This is a genomic window from Streptomyces sp. NPDC091412 (genome assembly GCF_044756885.1).
Lineage (GTDB): Bacteria > Actinomycetota > Actinomycetes > Streptomycetales > Streptomycetaceae > Streptomyces.
In genome coordinates this window covers 215363-231413 of the sequence record NZ_JBIVTV010000007.1, presented here as the reverse complement: position 1 = coordinate 231413, position 16051 = coordinate 215363, and the positions used below count along the sequence as shown (strand labels likewise).

Annotated in this window: 17 protein-coding genes and 1 pseudogene; 7 read left to right on the top strand and 11 right to left on the bottom strand. The window is 70.5% G+C overall.

Features of this window, described 5'->3' with window-relative positions; genetic code table 11:
- Positions 1-5: 5 nt before the first annotated feature.
- From ACIQMV_RS20245 to ACIQMV_RS20230, 4 genes are read right to left on the bottom strand one after another with little or no spacing between them, the layout of a single operon-like run.
- On the bottom strand, positions 6-1085 hold the full coding sequence (locus ACIQMV_RS20245; RefSeq protein ID WP_402594361.1) for a thiamine pyrophosphate-binding protein: 1080 nt from the start codon (positions 1083-1085) through the stop codon (positions 6-8).
- 41 nt (positions 1086-1126) lie between these two features.
- A complete protein-coding gene (locus ACIQMV_RS20240) occupies positions 1127-2077 on the bottom strand; it encodes a hypothetical protein (RefSeq protein WP_402594359.1) in 951 nt (316 codons plus the stop codon).
- Positions 2074-2907 (bottom strand): family 1 encapsulin nanocompartment shell protein, encoded by an 834-nt coding sequence (locus ACIQMV_RS20235; RefSeq protein WP_402594357.1) that lies wholly within the window; start codon positions 2905-2907, stop codon positions 2074-2076. The genes ACIQMV_RS20240 and ACIQMV_RS20235 overlap by 4 nt, the downstream gene beginning before the upstream one ends.
- Before the next feature lie 19 nt (positions 2908-2926).
- Positions 2927-4003: a Dyp-type peroxidase gene (locus ACIQMV_RS20230; protein ID WP_402594356.1), complete on the bottom strand. Its 1077-nt coding sequence runs from the start codon at positions 4001-4003 to the stop codon at positions 2927-2929.
- A gap of 250 nt (positions 4004-4253) precedes the next feature.
- On the opposite strand from ACIQMV_RS20230, the gene ACIQMV_RS20225 reads away from it, so the two are divergent.
- Complete coding sequence (locus ACIQMV_RS20225) at positions 4254-4478, top strand: YozE family protein (protein ID WP_141367371.1); 225 nt, start codon at positions 4254-4256, stop codon at positions 4476-4478.
- A gap of 31 nt (positions 4479-4509) precedes the next feature.
- On the opposite strand, the gene ACIQMV_RS20220 is transcribed toward ACIQMV_RS20225, so the two are convergent.
- The 3 genes from ACIQMV_RS20220 to ACIQMV_RS20210 all read right to left on the bottom strand — a co-directional run bounded on the left by ACIQMV_RS20220 (position 4510) and on the right by ACIQMV_RS20210 (position 6308).
- Positions 4510-5682 carry a GTP-binding protein gene (locus ACIQMV_RS20220; protein WP_402594354.1) on the bottom strand — a complete coding sequence of 391 codons (1173 nt, stop codon included), beginning with the start codon at positions 5680-5682 and terminating at the stop codon, positions 4510-4512.
- 6 nt (positions 5683-5688) lie between these two features.
- A complete protein-coding gene (gene rpmF / locus ACIQMV_RS20215; protein ID WP_141367375.1) occupies positions 5689-5859 on the bottom strand; it encodes a 50S ribosomal protein L32 in 171 nt (56 codons plus the stop codon).
- A 146-nt stretch (positions 5860-6005) separates the two neighbouring features.
- Positions 6006-6308 carry a hypothetical protein gene (locus ACIQMV_RS20210; RefSeq protein ID WP_402594352.1) on the bottom strand — a complete coding sequence of 101 codons (303 nt, stop codon included), beginning with the start codon at positions 6306-6308 and terminating at the stop codon, positions 6006-6008.
- 240 nt (positions 6309-6548) lie between these two features.
- Between ACIQMV_RS20210 and ACIQMV_RS20205 the strand changes: the two genes are divergently transcribed.
- Positions 6549-7190, top strand: a complete 642-nt coding sequence (locus tag ACIQMV_RS20205; protein WP_402594350.1) for a superoxide dismutase — start codon at positions 6549-6551, stop codon at positions 7188-7190.
- 222 nt (positions 7191-7412) lie between these two features.
- On the opposite strand, the gene ACIQMV_RS20200 is transcribed toward ACIQMV_RS20205, so the two are convergent.
- The gene (locus ACIQMV_RS20200; protein ID WP_402594349.1) at positions 7413-8231 is read right to left on the bottom strand and encodes an isocitrate lyase/phosphoenolpyruvate mutase family protein; all 819 of its coding nucleotides are present in this window, start codon (positions 8229-8231) and stop codon (positions 7413-7415) included.
- A gap of 180 nt (positions 8232-8411) precedes the next feature.
- Between ACIQMV_RS20200 and ACIQMV_RS20195 the strand changes: the two genes are divergently transcribed.
- Positions 8412-9065 (top strand): hypothetical protein, encoded by a 654-nt coding sequence (locus ACIQMV_RS20195; protein WP_402594347.1) that lies wholly within the window; start codon positions 8412-8414, stop codon positions 9063-9065.
- A 61-nt stretch (positions 9066-9126) separates the two neighbouring features.
- On the opposite strand, the gene ACIQMV_RS20190 is transcribed toward ACIQMV_RS20195, so the two are convergent.
- Positions 9127-10188 (bottom strand): peptidoglycan-binding protein, encoded by a 1062-nt coding sequence (locus ACIQMV_RS20190; protein ID WP_402594346.1) that lies wholly within the window; start codon positions 10186-10188, stop codon positions 9127-9129.
- A gap of 238 nt (positions 10189-10426) precedes the next feature.
- Here ACIQMV_RS20190 and ACIQMV_RS20185 point away from each other — a divergent pair, with 238 nt between their 5' ends.
- Both ACIQMV_RS20185 and ACIQMV_RS20180 read left to right on the top strand, forming a co-directional pair.
- Entirely contained in the window at positions 10427-11341 is a 915-nt protein-coding gene (locus ACIQMV_RS20185) for a DUF2690 domain-containing protein (RefSeq protein WP_402594344.1), read from the top strand.
- A gap of 6 nt (positions 11342-11347) precedes the next feature.
- Complete coding sequence (locus ACIQMV_RS20180; RefSeq protein ID WP_402594343.1) at positions 11348-12454, top strand: barstar family protein; 1107 nt, start codon at positions 11348-11350, stop codon at positions 12452-12454.
- Positions 12455-12476: 22 nt separating this feature from the next.
- Here ACIQMV_RS20180 and ACIQMV_RS20175 read toward each other — a convergent pair whose 3' ends face one another.
- Together ACIQMV_RS20175 and ACIQMV_RS20170 are read right to left on the bottom strand one after the other, a co-directional pair.
- Entirely contained in the window at positions 12477-13952 is a 1476-nt protein-coding gene (locus ACIQMV_RS20175; protein ID WP_402594341.1) for a multicopper oxidase family protein, read from the bottom strand.
- Between the two features lie 308 nt (positions 13953-14260).
- On the bottom strand, positions 14261-14746 hold the full coding sequence (locus ACIQMV_RS20170) for a carboxymuconolactone decarboxylase family protein (protein WP_401772336.1): 486 nt from the start codon (positions 14744-14746) through the stop codon (positions 14261-14263).
- A gap of 151 nt (positions 14747-14897) precedes the next feature.
- Between ACIQMV_RS20170 and ACIQMV_RS20165 the strand changes: the two are divergent.
- Positions 14898-15103, top strand: a pseudogene (locus ACIQMV_RS20165) (RNA polymerase subunit sigma-24); the annotation flags it as partial.
- 53 nt (positions 15104-15156) lie between these two features.
- Positions 15157-16026: an alpha/beta fold hydrolase gene (locus ACIQMV_RS20160; RefSeq protein ID WP_402594339.1), complete on the top strand. Its 870-nt coding sequence runs from the start codon at positions 15157-15159 to the stop codon at positions 16024-16026.
- The last annotated feature ends 25 nt before the right edge of the window (positions 16027-16051 follow it).

Genomic DNA, 16051 nt, shown 5'->3' with positions numbered 1-16051 from the left:
GGCGGTCAGATCTGGACGCCCGGGCGGTGCTGGGGGCCGCGTGGGCCGTAGTCGATGTCCGCCATGCGGTGTCCGGATTCGACGGCGGTCGGCGGTGCGTCGTACTTGTCCATGACGGCTTCGATGAAGAGCATGCTGTCGTGCGGTGAGGCCAGCGCCTCCTTCAGTTCGTCCGGGGTCCGAACCACGGCCGTCCGGGCGTTCGTCCCCGGATGGAGGACCTTGGGCAGGTCGGCGTAGGCCCAGTTGGCGATGTCGTTGAAGCGCCCGTCCTTTCCGCAGATGGTGCGCTCGATGGTGTAATCGACGATCCCCTTGCAGGTGTTCATGGCCGCGATCGGGGCCTTCAGCTTGGCGGCCAACTCCAGCAGTTCACCGGTCACCTGGAAGCGGTCGGCATCGAGGTCGAGGAGGATCGCGGGCGAACGGGCGTTGGTGAGGCGCGCGATGATCGCGTCGGCACACGCCGTCAGCCGTTCCGGGTCGCTCTTCGGCATCGCCGGCACCAGCGGTTCCGCCGGAACCTCGACGTCCAGGTGCGCGATGTCGGAGGGCAGCTCCAGGTAGACCGGGAGCTTGCGCTGCCAGGCGGTCAGGATGAGCCGGTCGATCTCCCGCACGGCGTTCTGCGGTGTCAGCCGGGCCTGTGCCGCGGTGACCTGCGCGTAACCGCGCAGCACGTCGTCGTACTCGGGCTCCCCGGAGGTGTGGTGCATCCGCAGCTTGCGGTCCAGCGCCTTCAACGGAACCGATCCGCAGACGCAGATGACGGGAACGTGCTCGCTGTAGGCGCCCGCGACACCGTTGATGGCGCTCCACGCCCCGACGCCGTGCGTCACGACGAGTCCGGAGATCCCGTTCATCCGCGCGTACCCGTCGGCGGCGTAGGCGGCGTTCAACTCGTTGCAGTTGCCCACCCACATGAAGTCGTGGCCGTCCTCCATCTGAAGGAGGAACTCGAGGTTGTAGTCACCCGCGACGCCGAACAGGTGCCCGATGCCCACCTCCCGCAAGCGACGCAGGAGGAAGTCACCGATACTCGCCGTCGACGGCGCGGTCCTGGATGATGCGGTCGTGGTCGTCATGGTGTCCGTCCCCTGTCGGGCCGTTCGTCGGGCCCCCCGACTCAGGTCGCCCCCACGGCAATGGCCCGTTCGGCGGCTTCGCGCAGCACCCGGGCGCTCTTCTCCAGGGCCCGTCGCTCCTTGGGCGTCATGGCGGGCTCGTGCATCTGCTGGACGCCGCCCGCTCCGAGAACGCTGGACAGGGAGAGCGTGACCCCGTGGGCGGAGGAGTGAGCGGCCACCGGCAGCACCGCGCGTTCGTTGCGCAGGACCGCCTCGACGAGCCGGGCGGAGACGGCGCCGATGCCGTACTGGCTCGCGCCGGTGCCCTCGATGATGGTGATGTTGGCGTACCGGATGTCGTTTTCGACCTCTTCGCGTATGTCCTCGACCGACCGGCCGTCCTGGGCGAGCAGTTCGGCGACGGGAATGCCGCCGACACCCGCCGAGGACCACAACAGCACCTCGGAGGTGCCGTGTTCGCCCACCACAAGGGCCTGCACGTCACGTGGCCGCACCCGCAGGCGGTCGGCGAGCTGCACACGGAACCGGAGACTGTCGATGAGGGTACCGGTCGAGAACACCCGGTCGTGCCCGGCGAGATGACGGGTGAGGTCGGCCAGCGGGTCCGGTGGGTCGGTGACCACCATCAGCACCGCCTCCGGCGCGACCGCGACCACCTGGGGGACGACGTCGGCGAAGACCTTGGCATTGGTCTCCAGCAGCCGCAGGCGCCCCTGGGGCTCGGACCGGTCGGTGGCGCCGCCGGCCTTCTCGTTGACGCCCGCGGTGATGGCGACGACGGCGGCGTCGGCCAGGTCACCGTAGCCACCGGAGCGTACGTCGACCGTGGGGGACAGCGGAGCGGCGTAGCGCAGGTCGGCGGCCACGCCGTCGGCGCGGGCGGTGTCGCGGTCGATCAGCACGATCTCCCGGCAGGTTCCCCCTCGTTCGACCAGGGACAGCGCCGTGGCCGACCCGACCGCGCCGACTCCCACGACGGCGGCTTTCATGCCCACCCCTCCGCGGGTGCGGACGGGGGAGTCGACCCCCGCGCGGGCACGACGGCTTCGCCGGTGTACACGAGGAAGGTCAGCGTCTCCTGGAAGTACAGCCGGATGCTGGTGTCGTCGTGCGACAGGTAACCGATGGACAGGTCCTGGCCGAGGCGCAGTTCGAAGTCCCCGCCCCGCGTCGACAGCAGGAAGGCCCCCTCGATGGCGGGTGCCCAGACGATGTCGCCGTCCAGCAACCGGGCGATGTGTTTGATGATCGGGTAGCCGTAGTCGGACGTCTCGCTGACAGCGGTGTACGCCGCGGCGCTCAGCGCCAGGGCGTACGGGCCGCCGACCCCGGCGAGCCGCAGCACGGTCAGGGCCTTGCTGACGATGTCCGGGTACTGGCGCGCCTCGGCCGGCAGGGTCAGGGCGGAGTGGGACGAGCCCTCCCGCAGACCGGCGATGTCCGCGGACGGATAGCCCTCGAACACGGCGCGGTCCTCGGCGAAGGCGATCTGCCGGGCCGCGTCCTTGACCGGCTGCCAGTCCGCGTCCTTGGCACCCCGCGCGACATCGTCGACCTGCTGCCGGTCCACGGTGAACGGCACCCGCAGCTCGACCAGCGGCTGGAACCGGCGTAGCCGCGCCTCGACCCCCTCGGCCGGCGCCGCCACGGTCCGCAGGTGCCCGGTCCCCACACCCGCCGGCTCAGGGCCGCACGGCTCGGGCACGTCGACGATACGGCGGGCCGCGACGTGCCGCTTGAACGTACGCCGTGCCTCCTCCTCCAGATCGGCCCACGCGGCGGCGGAGATGGGTGCAAGTTCACGATGCAGATTGTCCATCGCGGGTGCTCGCCTCCTGTCACATCCTCAGATCGCCGATCCCCAGCGAGCCGTCCACGGCCGGCGGCCGGACCGCCGCAGGCACGGGCTCCGTCTCCTCGGCTCCGCCGCCCTCCTGACCCTCCTGGCCCTCCGCGCCCTCGCGCGCGGCCGGCGCATCGGGGAGGTCGTCGAGGAAGTCACTGGTGGGCACGGAGAACAACGACCCGGTCACCGCGGTGGAGAAGTCCAGGATCCGGTCGTGGGTGGCCGGCGGATCGCCCAGGAACATGCGCTCCAGCATCCGCTCGATCACGGCCGGCGTACGGGCGTAACCGATGAAGTACGTACCGAACTCGCCCTGCCCCACGGTCCCGAAGGGCATGTTGTCGCGCAGGATCTCGTGCTTCGTCCCGTCCGGGTCCTCGATGGTGGTCAGCGCCACGTGCGAGTCGGCCGGCTTGACCGCGTCGTCCAGTTCGACGTCGGACAGCTTCCTGCGCCCGATCACCAACTCCTGCGCCTCCACCGGCAGGGCGTTCCACGCCTCCAGATCGTGCACGTACTTCTGCACGATCACATAGCTGCCCCCGGCGAACTCCGGGTCCTCGTCACCGATCAGGACCGCCGTGTCCGCCGCCCGGCCCGTGGGGTTCTCCGTGCCGTCCACGAATCCGAGCAGGTCACGTACGTCGAAGTACTTGAAGCCATGCACCTCGTCACGCACGGTGACGACGTCGCGGATCCGCTCCATGATCTCGGCGGCCAGCGCGAAGCAGAGGTCCGGGCGGGCCGCGCGGATGTGGAACAGCAGGTCGCCGGGGGTCGAGACCGCCCGGTGCCGGGCTCCGGCCAGCTCGCGGAAACGATGCAGCTCCGCCGGACGCGGACCCGCGAACAGGCGGTCCCACGCCTCCGAGCCGATGCCCACGACCGCGCTCAGTTTCCCGTCCGGCGCCCGGAAACCGACCGCCCGCTGGAGCCCGTTCAGTTCGGACAGCGTGTCCCGTACGACCGGCTCGCCACCCTGGTCGATGGTCGCGACCAGGAAGATCGCCGCGCCCGTCAGCGGGGACAGCACCGGCTGGGGCTCCGGGGCCCGGGAGTGTGCGCACATGGAGCACGCCCCTTCCTGACGGTCACGGGCGGGCACCTGTTCACCGTATGGCGCGAGCCCGGCACCCGCCACCGCGCCCCCGGCGGTTCGCCGGCGGCCTCCGTACAGGCATCGCCGCGAACCTCTCCGCGGGACGCCCGACGACCGGTTTGACTTGCCGTGTGCTCGTGGGAGTCTGGAGGAACGGCGGCCGGCGGGGCGGACGGCCGGGTGAGGACCAGTGGGCGTTCCTTCTGTGAGAAGACGTGCGATGAACGACACAGCCGACTTCACGCGGTGGCTCAAGAGTCACACCGACGAGCTGAACCGTCTGGGTTCCTTCGCCCGCGCCGTTGCGAACGACCCCCACTGGCCCGCGGCGGCGACCGTCGAGACGTACCGGGAGTACCTGGAGGGCCGCGGGGCCGCCCCGGAGGTGATCGACACCCTGCGTCAGGCCTGGAACGAGTTCCAGCACCAGCCTCACTCCCACTGAAGGCACGCCCACGGAGGGCACGGGTGTGCGCTCAGACGTGCGCCACGGGTTCCGGGTGCTCGTGCTCGCAGGTGTCGCCGATGCCGTAGGTGTCCCAGACGGGGAACGGGTCGACGGGCGGCAGGCTTTCACCGTCGGCCATGAGGCAGTCGCCCAGTGCCGCGTGGAGCGCGTCCGTGCGCAGACGCGTGCCGATGAAGACCAGTTCCTGGCCTTCCGGGCCGTCGGTGTCGCGGGCGCCGGAGGGCTCGAAGCGTGCGACGGAGCCGGCCTGCGACCACAGGCCCGTCACCTGCCCGCGGCCGGCCAGTGTGAAGAACCCCTTGGACCGCAGAACCTCGCCGAACGCGCCGCTGTCGAGCTTCTCGGTCACGAACGTCCACAGCCGGCCTGGGTGGAACGGCAGTTCGGCGCGGAAGACGGTCGAGGAGATCCCGTACTCCTCCGTCTCGGGGACGTGGTCACCGTTGAGCTCCCGCACCCAGCCGGGGGCCTGTTGGGCGCGTTCCAGGTCGAACAGCCCGGTGCCCAGTACCTCTGCGGCCCGCACGCGGCCGTGGACGGCCGGGACGACGCGCGCCACCGGGTTGAGGCGGGTGAGCGCCGCCCGAAGCCGGTCCGCCGACTCCTCGTCGACGAGGTCGAGTTTGTTGAGCACGATGACGTCCGCGAACTCGACCTGGTCCATCAGCAGGTCGCTGACGGTGCGTTCGTCGTCCTCGTACTGGTCCAGGCCGCGCTCGACGAGTTCGTCGCCGCTGGTCAGCTCGGGCAGGAAGCCGGCGGCGTCGACGACCGTGACCATGGTGTCCAGGCGGGCGATCTCGCCGAGGGTGGCACCGTCGTCGCGGGCGAAGGCGAACGTCGCGGCCACCGGCATGGGTTCGGAGATGCCGGACGACTCGATGAGCAGGTAGTCGAAGCGGCCCTCGCGGGCCAGCCGGTCGACCTCCTCGAGCAGGTCGTCGCGCAGGGTGCAGCAGATGCAGCCGTTGGTCATCTCGACCAGGCGTTCCTCGGTGCGTGACAGGGCCGCCTCGCCGCCGCGCACCAGGGCGGCGTCGATGTTGACCTCGCTCATGTCGTTGACGATGACCGCGACGCGCAGTCCCTCGCGGTTGCCCAGGACATGGTTGAGGAGGGTGGTCTTGCCCGCGCCGAGGAAGCCGGACAGGACGGTGACGGGGAGTCGGTCGGAAGCCATGGACGGTCAGCCCTCGGGGCGCAGCAGCCCGCGCTCGTAGGCCTTCACCAGTCGCTGGGGCACGAGGTGCGCGACGCCGTCGACGGTGATCGGGACGAGCGCCGGCGTGGCCGCCTTCCACTGGGCGCGGCGGTGGCGGGTGTTGCTGCGGGACATCTTGCGCTTGGGAACGGCCATGGGGTCCTCCTGGTTCGGTGGTCACCTTCGGTGAGCAACCAGGAGGCTACATGAAAACGAATCTCATTACTATTTTGCTGTCGGGTGGGACTTCCGAGGCCGGCGTCCTCGGGAGGCCGCCGGCCGCTCGAGGCCTGCCGGCTGCGTCAGTGGTCGTCCCAGTGCCCCTCGTGGGCGGCGTGGCGGTGTCCGTCGTGCACGTAGTCGACGTGACCCTCGTGGGGTACGGCCATGTGTCCGCAGTCCTCGCCGTGCTGGTGGTCGTGGTGGGCGTGGGTGGTGTGGCCGGCGGTCACGCACTCGTCGGTGTGGCCGTCGTGGGCCTTGTGAAGGTGCCCGTCGTGCACGTAGTCGACGTGGTCGCCGTGCGGGAAGGCGGCGTGTCCGCAGCCCTCGCCGTGGGTGTGGGCGTGGTTGTCGTGGGTGCGGTGTTCGGCGGCGGTGGTCATGCGCTGCTCCTGGGGGTGCCGTTCGGCGGCCGGCGGGTGGTGCTGCCGCGGGCCATGCGTCGTGAAGTCAATATAGGGCGATTCATTCATATCTGCGGGAAATGTCGCGGCGGCTGGAATGTGCGGTCGGCCCGGTCGAGGGGTCATGGCGGCTGGTGCCGGGTTCGGCGCTCGGGCGCGTTATTGCTGCTATCGTGCACGTGCAAATCATGTGCAATAACTCGAAGGATGATGGTGGACATGGCGGTCTACACGCTCCCGGAGCTCCCGTACGACTACTCGGCGCTCGCCCCGGTCATCAGTCCCGAGATCATCGAGCTGCACCACGACAAGCACCACGCGGCCTACGTCAAGGGCGCCAACGACACACTGGAGCAGCTGGCCGAGGCACGGGACAAGGAGTCGTGGGGCTCGATCAACGGTCTGGAGAAGAACCTGGCCTTCCATCTGTCCGGGCACATCCTCCACAGCATCTACTGGCACAACATGACCGGCGACGGCGGCGGTGAGCCCCTGGAGAAGGACGGCGTGGGGGAGCTGGCCGGCGCCATCACCGAGTCGTTCGGCTCCTTCGCGGGCTTCAAGGCACAGCTGTCCAAGGCCGCGGCCACGACCCAGGGTTCGGGCTGGGGTGTGCTCGCGTACGAGCCGCTGAGCGGCCGTCTGATCGTGGAGCAGGTCTACGACCACCAGGGCAACATCGGGCAGGGCTCCACCCCGGTCCTCGTCTTCGACGCCTGGGAGCACGCCTTCTACCTCCAGTACAAGAACCAGAAGGTGGACTTCATCGAGGCGATGTGGCAGGTCGTCAACTGGCAGGACGTGGCCAAGCGCTACGCCGCAGCCAAGGAGCGCGGCGACAGCCTGCTGCTCGCGCCGTGACGACCGTCGTGACGACGTAGTCCCGCGGATGTCCTGCCAGTGATCGTCTTCTCACCCGTCACCGGCAGGCGCACAGCGAAGTGCTCCCCCTGGCGCGCTGCCCGGGGGAGCACTTCCGCTTCCCTCAACCGGTCAATGTCTCGAAGCCCGAGTCGTCGCAGTAGGACGCCGCACGGGCCTCGGACCCCGGGTCCATCCGTTCCTCACCCGGCCCCGGTGCTGTCAACGGGACTCGGAGAGCAGCGCGTTGAGTTCCGGGAAGGTGATGCCGCCGGACAAGGAGTCGTAGCCACCGGTGTCGAAGAGCTCCCGCGCGGCGCGGCGGGCGGCAGCGTACGCGGCCTGCGCCACGCCCGGGCCGAGGCTGACGCGGGCCACGCCGAGGGCACCCAGCTCGGCGACGCTCGGGGCACCGGGGCCGGCCATGACGTTCAACGGCACGGAGATGTCCTCGGCCAGCGCCGCGATCGTGGCGGTGTCGGAGACACCGGGAACGAAGATGCCGTCCGCGCCGGCGTCCACGTACCGGCGCGCGCGGGCCAGGGTCTCCTCCAGCCGGGTGACCGGGTCCCCGAGCCCCAACAGGTACGTGTCGACACGGGCGTTGAGGAAGAGTTCCACCCCCGCGCGGTCGGCGGTCCGCCGGGCGACGGCCAGCCGCGTCGCGAGCTCGTCCGGGGCTCGGGTGCCGTCCTCGATGTTGACGCCGACAGCCCCCGCCGCGAGCACCCCGGTGATGGTCTCGGCGACCTCGTCCGCGTCCTGCCCGTACCCGCCCTCGATGTCGGCGGTGACCGGAACCGCGACCGCGGCGGCGACGCGGGAAATCAACCCGAGCGCTTGATCGCGGGCGAGGACGTCACCGTCCGGCGAGCCCAACGACCAGGCGACGCCCGCACTCGTGGTGGCGATCGCGGAGGCCCCCGCGGACTCGATGACCCGGGCACTCGCGACGTCCCAGGCATTGGCGAGCGCGAGCGGCGCGCCGGGCGTGTGCAGAGAACGGAAGAGCTGGGCTTTGGCCGACTGCGTGGTGGTCATGCACGGAGTCAAACACGCCGGCCGGTCGTTCTCCGGCAAGAAACCGACACCGACGTCGACTCCTCCACCGCTCCTCCGTCCTACGCCGCTTTTGCGCCAGGACGCTTGAAGACCTGCTGCTCGTGCCGGATCGGGCCGGAGACCCAGGACGCCGAGATCGCGGTTGGGTACCGTCGGGGTATGACGACCGACTCGGCCGAAGCGATATCCGTGTTCCCCGGACAGGGGCGGCCGGGCCAGCGGATCGGCAACGTCCTCGCCTGGTCGACCACGCCCGTTCTGGTGGTCGTCCCGGCGATGCTCGTGAGGGCCGGCCTGGTCGGCGACGGGCTGTGCCTGCTGGGGCTGTTCGCGCTCCTGCTCGGAGCCACGGCGGTGTACTGCGTCAATCAGGGCCGGCACGCACGACTGCACGAGGGCGACCTGCTCTCCGCCCGCACGCTCACCGGCCGACGTACGGTCGATTCCACCCGGCTCAAGAAGGTCGGCCGCCTGGGGGCCGCCGGACGCGGTACTGCCGCTGACTGGCTCGTCCTCACGGACGTACACGGCACCCGAATCATCGTCGACAAGCAGCTTGCGGGTGGCGAAGGAACGACTGATGACGCCGTGCGCGAGGTTCTGAAGCGGCACTCGGGTCCACCTGTTCTCGTCTCCGACCGGGCGGCCGAGCGGTTGAGTGTGGCGATGGGCCGGCGGGGCGGCCGGATACGGCCCGGACGCTCCGGATCCAACGAGCACGCCGCGTTCCTCCCGCTGCTCCTGGCCCTGGCAGGCGCGCCAGTGAGCGTTGGTCTGCTGCTTGTGAGCCTGGCGCTCGGGGGCGTTCTGTGACGCCGAGGGCCTTCCCGGCCAGCGCTGCCCGGGAAGGCCCTTCCCCGATGGGGTGGTGGTCTCAACTGACCTGGAGGGTCAGGGTCTTGGGCCAGTGGGCCTGGTCCAGGTGGGCGAACAGGCTCTTGATGTGGCCGGGAGCGAGTTTGACGCAGCCCTCGGACTTGTAGTCGTTGTCACCGCGCCACAGGCTGGTGCCGTTCTTGGTCATCTTGCTGTGGATGAACAGATCGCCGCGCTTGACTGCCTTCTGGCCGGGCCTGGGGTGGCAGGTCTTGTCGGCGAGGTGGATCGCGTACCCCTTGATCCTGGTGTCGCGGTTGGTCTGGTGCCCGAGGATCTCGTAGGTGCCGCTGGGCAGCCAGCCCGTTTTGCCGGCGCACTCGTCCGTGCTGCCCATTCCGGATCCGGCGCGGTAGCTGTCGAGGAGACGGCCGTCGCGGTACAGGGCGAGCTTCGACCTGTCCGGGTGCTGCCGGTTCTTGGTGAACTTCAGTACGTATCCGCGGGGCGCGGGCACGACACCGGTGGAGCCGTTGACCAGGACGTTCCAGGTGTCGGGTCCGACGACGCCGTCCGCGCGCAGGTGGTGCCGGCTCTGGAAGGCCTTCACCGCGGCGACGGTGCGGCTGCCGTACACGCCGTCCGCCTTCACCGTGTGCCCCCGCGCGGTCAGCAGTTGCTGGGCCGCGGTGACCGCGTGCCCGCGGCTGCCGGAGCGCACGCTGACGGTCAGCGCGTTCCAGGTGCCGGGTCCGACGACGCCGTCCGCGGGCAGGTGCTGGCGGCTCTGGAAGGCCTTCACCGCGGCGATGGTGCGGCTGCCGTACACGCCGTCCGCCTTCACCGTGTGCCCCCGCGCCGTCAGCAGGTGCTGGGCGGCGCTGACCACCACTCCGCGGCTGCCGGAGCGCAGCGCGGGCCACTGCCGGGCGTGCGAGACGCCGACGGCCTTCGCGCCGCTGTGGGTGGCGTCCAGCGGCTGGGCCAGGCGTGCCCGACGGGCGCTGTCGGCGTCGTGGGCGGCGGCGGTACCGCCCGCCAGGCCGATCGTGGAGAGGATTCCGGTGGAGGCGGCTGCGACGGCCACCACGCGCAGACTCGTGCGGTACTTCGTGTTCATGGCGGTTGGTCCTTTCGTGTCATGTCTCCGGGCACGTCCATGACGCGCCAGGGCATGGCGCGACCAGGGACTTCGCAGGAGGGGATCGGCCGGGACGCTCTCACCGGCCGACGACAACTTTGGACCATGTTCCGGGCCGGATCTACGCTGTGCGCGGTACCGGCCATACGTGCATATACGCGGCTCTGTGTATGGGCTCTGACCTGGTACTTCGAAACGGGACAGAGGGAGCGCGCGGGTGGACACCCAGCCTCGGAACGACGCCGCCAGCGGCCAGGAGCCGTCGACACCCGCAGGGGTCGAGCTGGGGCAGACACTCAAACGGTGGCGCGAGGAGAGCAACCGGAGTCAGAGTTCGGTCGCCAGGAAGCTGGGGACCAGACAGCCGACGGTCTCACGGTGGGAATCGGGGACCACGGTCCCCACGGTCGAAGTGATCCGAGAGCTCTGGCGGATCCGTACGCAGCCCACCGGCACGCCGTCGATCGATACGGAACTCGACCGGGCCCTGGATCTGCACCGGTACGCGGAGACGGAACGCGGCCGCGGCCCCAAGCCGCCCCCGACCCCCACACCACCCCCGGCAACGGCGGCAGCGCCCTCACCCGCGCCGGCGGACGCCGTACCGCGGCAGGCGGGAAGGAAGCGGACCCCGTTGACGGTCCTCGCGGCCGCAGGGGTGGTCGTCGCCCTGGTGGCCACCTTCCTGACCTGGCACTTCACGGACTCCACTCAGAAAGCGGGTGGCACGAACCGCCCTTCGGCATCGGCGCCGCCTCGTCCCGCGCCACCCGCCACATGCAGCGGCGCCTCCTGCACCTCCGTGGAGCCCACCACCACGGTGTGCGCGCAGGACGCCGCCACCACCTACACCGGCCGTGGCTACGGAGTTCTCGTCGAGCTGCGCTACAGCCCTCGCTGCCGTTCCGCCTGGGCCAGGATGCGCGGCACCTCACCCGGAGACCGCATCATGCTCACCGTCGAGCACGACGAGGAGAACTCACAGGAGTACCGCCAGCAGACCGGCAAGACCGCCCACACCCCCATGGCCCACGTCGACGAGCTCACCAGCGTCCGCGCCTGCGCCATCGTCGACGGCCGCGGCACGATCTGCGCCACCAAGGCCGCCTCCGCCATTCCACGGTTGTCATGACCGGGCATGATTCCCACCGTGGGTGAGGAACATGAGGAAGAGTGCCGTCGCGGACAGGCCCGGTACACGCTGACGGATACGAAGCACGGCCAGGTCTGGGGTGTCTGCGCCGAGGTGGAGGGACTGTTCGGGGAGCCCCGGCGCGGCACGTACGAACTCTTCGGCTGGGTTCCGGAAGGAGACGAGGTACGTGGCTGGGCCGGCAGCCGGGTATGGCTGGTGCCGGAGGACGAGGACCTCGGGCCCTGGCTCCTCGAGGACGCGGAGAGCCTCGGTCAACACCCCGGTGCGGACGGTCCGGTGCTCACCGGTCTCGACGACTGCGAGGGCCCGCCCGTCGGGCACCGGGGCTCCGTCCGACTGCACGACCAGCACCGATGGCTGGGCACCTGCCGGGAGTTCGCCCGTGTCCTGCCGCCCGAGCGGGTCGAACCCCCGTTGGTCCCGCGGGACCTGGTCCCGGGTGAGGCGCTGCGGCGAGCGCTGACGGCGGGGACCCGGCGGGCGCTGGACCTGGAGGAGGCCGCCCTGGTGATACGGGACGACAGGGGTGAGCCGCTCGCCCGGCTGCTGCTGTGGACCAGGGTCGACGCGTGCCACCCGTCCGCACCCGAGGCGGGCTTGATCGACTTGGAGCTGGACGGCCGGTTCTTCACGCCCGTGCCCGAACACGCCCGGCCGGTCTGGGAGCAGTGGCTCGCCGGGCCGCCGGAGACACCCGGTGCGTGGGCCGGCCTCGACACCCGGAGGCGCGAGGCCTGGCTGGACGTCGTCCAGGAGCGGGCCTTCCGGCGTCCGCGCCCCGACCAGCCGGCCGGTCACGTGTACGAGCTCGACGGCCGGCACATCACCGACGTTCCAGGGTTCCACCTGGCCCTCGGCGAGGCCGTGAACGGGCCGGGCGGCTACTTCGGCGGCTGCCTGGCCGCCCTCGACGACTGCCTGCGCGGCAGGTTCGGCTACACCTCTCCGGGAACGCTGCTCTGGCGGGATGCGGCAACCGCGCGCGAGCACCTGTCCCGCACCTTGACGCCGGAGGGACAGCCGTACGACCTGTTCGCCGAAGTGCTCGACACCCTGACCGGGGGCGGGATGCGCGTCGACTTGGCCTGAGCGCTGACGGCGAGGGCGCGGGTCAGCCGCAGTGCAGCAGGGTCATGAAGCCGTAGTCCATGTGGAGTTGCTGATGGCAGTGGAACAGGGACAGGCCCGGCTGGTCGGCGGTGAAGTCGAAGTCGAGTGTCTGGTAGCCGCCGAGCATGACGACGTCCTTGTGCAGGCCGTGGGTCGGGGTCCCGGCGACGTGGGTGACTTCGAAGGTGTGGCGGTGCAGGTGGAGGGGGTGCACGTCGTCGGTCGCGTTGCGGAACCGCATCCGGTAGCGGCTGCCGCGGTCGATGTCCAGCACCGGCTTGTCGGTGTCCATGGAGAAGGGCACGCCGTCGAGGGTCCAGATGTTGAAGCCCTTGTCGGCGGCGTTGCGTTTCTCCACCAGCAGGTCGAAGGTGTGGTCGGGCCGCCGGGCGGTGGCACCCGCGCGGGCGAAGGTGCGGTAGTCCCAGGTGGATGTGCGCGGTGCGGTCCATTGCGGGGAGCCGCCGCGGCCGGCGTACTCCACCACGGTGCCCATGCCGTTCTTCCGGTCGTCGTCGGCCAGGTCCCCCAGTACCCACACACCCGGATGGTTCATCTCCACCAGGGCCGAGACGCGTTCGGCGGTGCCGATCCACAGCACCGGCACGTCGGCGCGACGGGGTACCGGGTTGCCGTCGAGGGCGACCACTTCGAAGGTGTGGCCGGGCAGGGCCAGGCTGCGGATCTCGGTGGCGCTGGCGTTGAGGACGTGGAGCAGCACGCGCTGCCCGGACTTGACCTTGATCGGCGGGCCGTGGCCCAGTTTGCGGCCGTTGACACTGAACGCGGTGTAGCCGACCTCGTAGCCGTGCGGCATCCCCCGGGCCAGTGAGCCGGCCATCGCCTTCTCGCCCCTGCGTTTCAGGGCCGGCACCTCGGAGCCGGCCAGGAAGTTCTGGGCCATGTCCCCGCCCTGGCTGAAGGCGGGCCCGAACTCCTTCAGCACCAGGAAGACCTCCTGGTCGTAGGCGCCGGGGTGGGCCTTCGGCTCGATGTGGACCGGGCCTGCCTGACCGGTGTAGGTACCCAGACCCAGGTCGTCATGTGCTGCCACATGGGTGTGGTAGAAGCGGAAACCGGCCGGTCCGGGCGTGAACGACAGGCGCCGCGTCCCGTGTGCGGGGATGTACGGGGTGCCCTCCTCCGCCGCCCCGTCCACTTCGGCGGGAACCCGCTGGCCGTGCCAGTGGAGCAGTTCGGGGGTGCCGGTGTCGTTGTGGACGTCGACCACGACCGGGCGGCCTTCGGTGAACCGCAGCAGCGGACCGGGGAACTGACCGTTGTACGTCGTGGTGGACACGATCGTGTCCGGCGCGAGCTCGACGAGCCCGGTCCCGATCCGCACGGTGTAGTCCGCCTCGCCCGGAGCATCGGGCACGGCGGACGGAGCCGTGGAGGCGGAGGCCGGCCTTGCGGCGCCACCGGCCAGCAGAGCCAGGCCACCGAGCTTGAGGACGTCGCGACGGGTGATCTGCACGGTCTGCTTCCTTCCTGGTCAGGGACCCGAAGAAGTCCCCAGCAGACATCGGGCCCGGATTCGCCCCCTTTGTGACCAGTGTCGCCTCCGTGGAAGTGCCGGGCGAGATCGAGAATCCGGGCCCCCTCCGCCCGGTCTCGCCTTCTGTGTCGTACGAGCCGCTGCTCTCAGCCGGGGGCGGGGGACTGCGCGGAATGTCACCGCACCGTCGGGCTTCGGCGTGCACCGCGCTGCGCACGGACCTCGGTGGGCCCGGCCCCGGATCGAATGATCCCGGGCCGGGACCCACTCGGCCGCAGCTCAGCAGCTCAGTCGAACGCGGCGGCGAACATGCCGGGCTCGTAGGAACCGCCCTGCTGGTGCGCGATCACGGCGAGCCGGTTGGCCGCGTTGATCAGGGCGACCAGGGTGACCAGTGCGGCGATCTGGTCGTCGTCGTAGTGCTTGCGCACCTGGGCCCAGGTCTCGTCGGACACGCCCTGACAGGCGTCGGCGAGCCGGGTTCCCTCTTCGGCGAGCGCCAGGGCGGCCCGCTCGGCTTCGGTGAACACGGTGGACTCGCGCCAGACCGCGACGAGGTTGAGTCGTACGGCGGTTTCACCGGCGGCCGCCGCCTCCTTGGTGTGCATGTCGACGCACCAACCGCAGCCGTTGATCTGGCTGGCGCGCAGCGCCACCAGTTCCTGCGTGGACCTCGGCAGCGGCGACTGCTGGACCACCAGGCCGGCGCCTGCGAACCGCTTGGCGAACTTGGCGCCGATCTCGTTCTCGAACAGGTTGAACCGAGCGTTCATGATGTCGTCCCCACTCGTCACTCGCTGGTTGTCGTGTTGCGCTGGACGAACACGAGACGCCGGCGACCCGCTCCTTGTGACGGAGCGGCGGTGTGACGTGCGCCACAAATGTGCTGTTCACCGTCGCCTGCGAGATGCTCGGCACCGTCATCGACGTGAGTCCTACGTCGCCCCTGGCTGCCCGAGCCGCTGCTGACCGCCCCGGACGTGGCCGAGGACGTCGAGCCGGCCGACAGCGTCTCCATGACGATGCTGCCGGTGCTGGAGACACTCACGCGGACCGAGCGGGCGCTGGTCGTGCTGCGCGAGGTGTGCGACCTCGGGTACGACGAGACCGCCGCAGCCGTCGACAAGAGCGAACACGGGCGCGGTGTGCGATGAGTTTTGGGCGCCGCGGGAGTCCAACGTTCATGACGACTCGGATCCTCCAGACCCCCGAAGCCGACCTCGCCTACGACGTCCACGGCCCACTGCCGACCGCCGACGGACGCCCACCGCTGGTCATGATCGGCCAGCCCATGGACGCCGGCGGCTTCCGTGCCCTGGCGTCGCACTTCCCCGACCGCACCGTGGTCACCTACGACCCGCGCGGTCTCGGCCGCAGCACCCGCAAGGACGGCCGGGTCGACCACGCGCCCGAGCATCAGGCCGCCGACGTGCACGCCGTGATCGAGGCGCTCGGAACGGGCCCGGTCGAGATGTTCGCGAGCAGCGGCGGCGCCGTGACCGCGCTCGCCCTCGTGGCGGCGTACCCCGACGACGTGACCACCCTGGTGGCGCACGAGCCGCCGCTCATCCCGGTACTGCCCGACGCCGTGGCCGCCGAGCGTGCCCGGGCCGCCGTCCGGCAGGCGTACCAGGACAAAGGCTGGGGCGCCGGCATGGCGGCGTTCATCGCGATGACCTCGTGGCGGGGCGAGTTCACCGACGCCTACTTCGCCCAACCCGCTCCGGATCCGGCCGCGTTCGGGATGCCGACCGAGGACGACGGCTCCCGTGACGATCCGCTGCTCTCCGACCGGTCCTGGGCGGTCAGCGGCTACCGACCCGACATCGACGCCCTGAACTCCGCGCCGACGCGGGTCCTGATCGCCGTCGGTGAGGAGACCCTCGACACCTTCACCGGACGCACCTCGGAGGCGGCGGCCGCACTGCTCGGCCGGCAGGCGACCGTGTTCCCCAGCCACCACGGTGGCTTCCTCGGCGGCGAGTCCGGCTACGCCGGCAAGCCCGAGGCCTTCGCGCGCAGGCTGCGCGAGGTCCTCGACGACGTTCGCTGACGACCGTCCTCCCCCCGGCACGGTG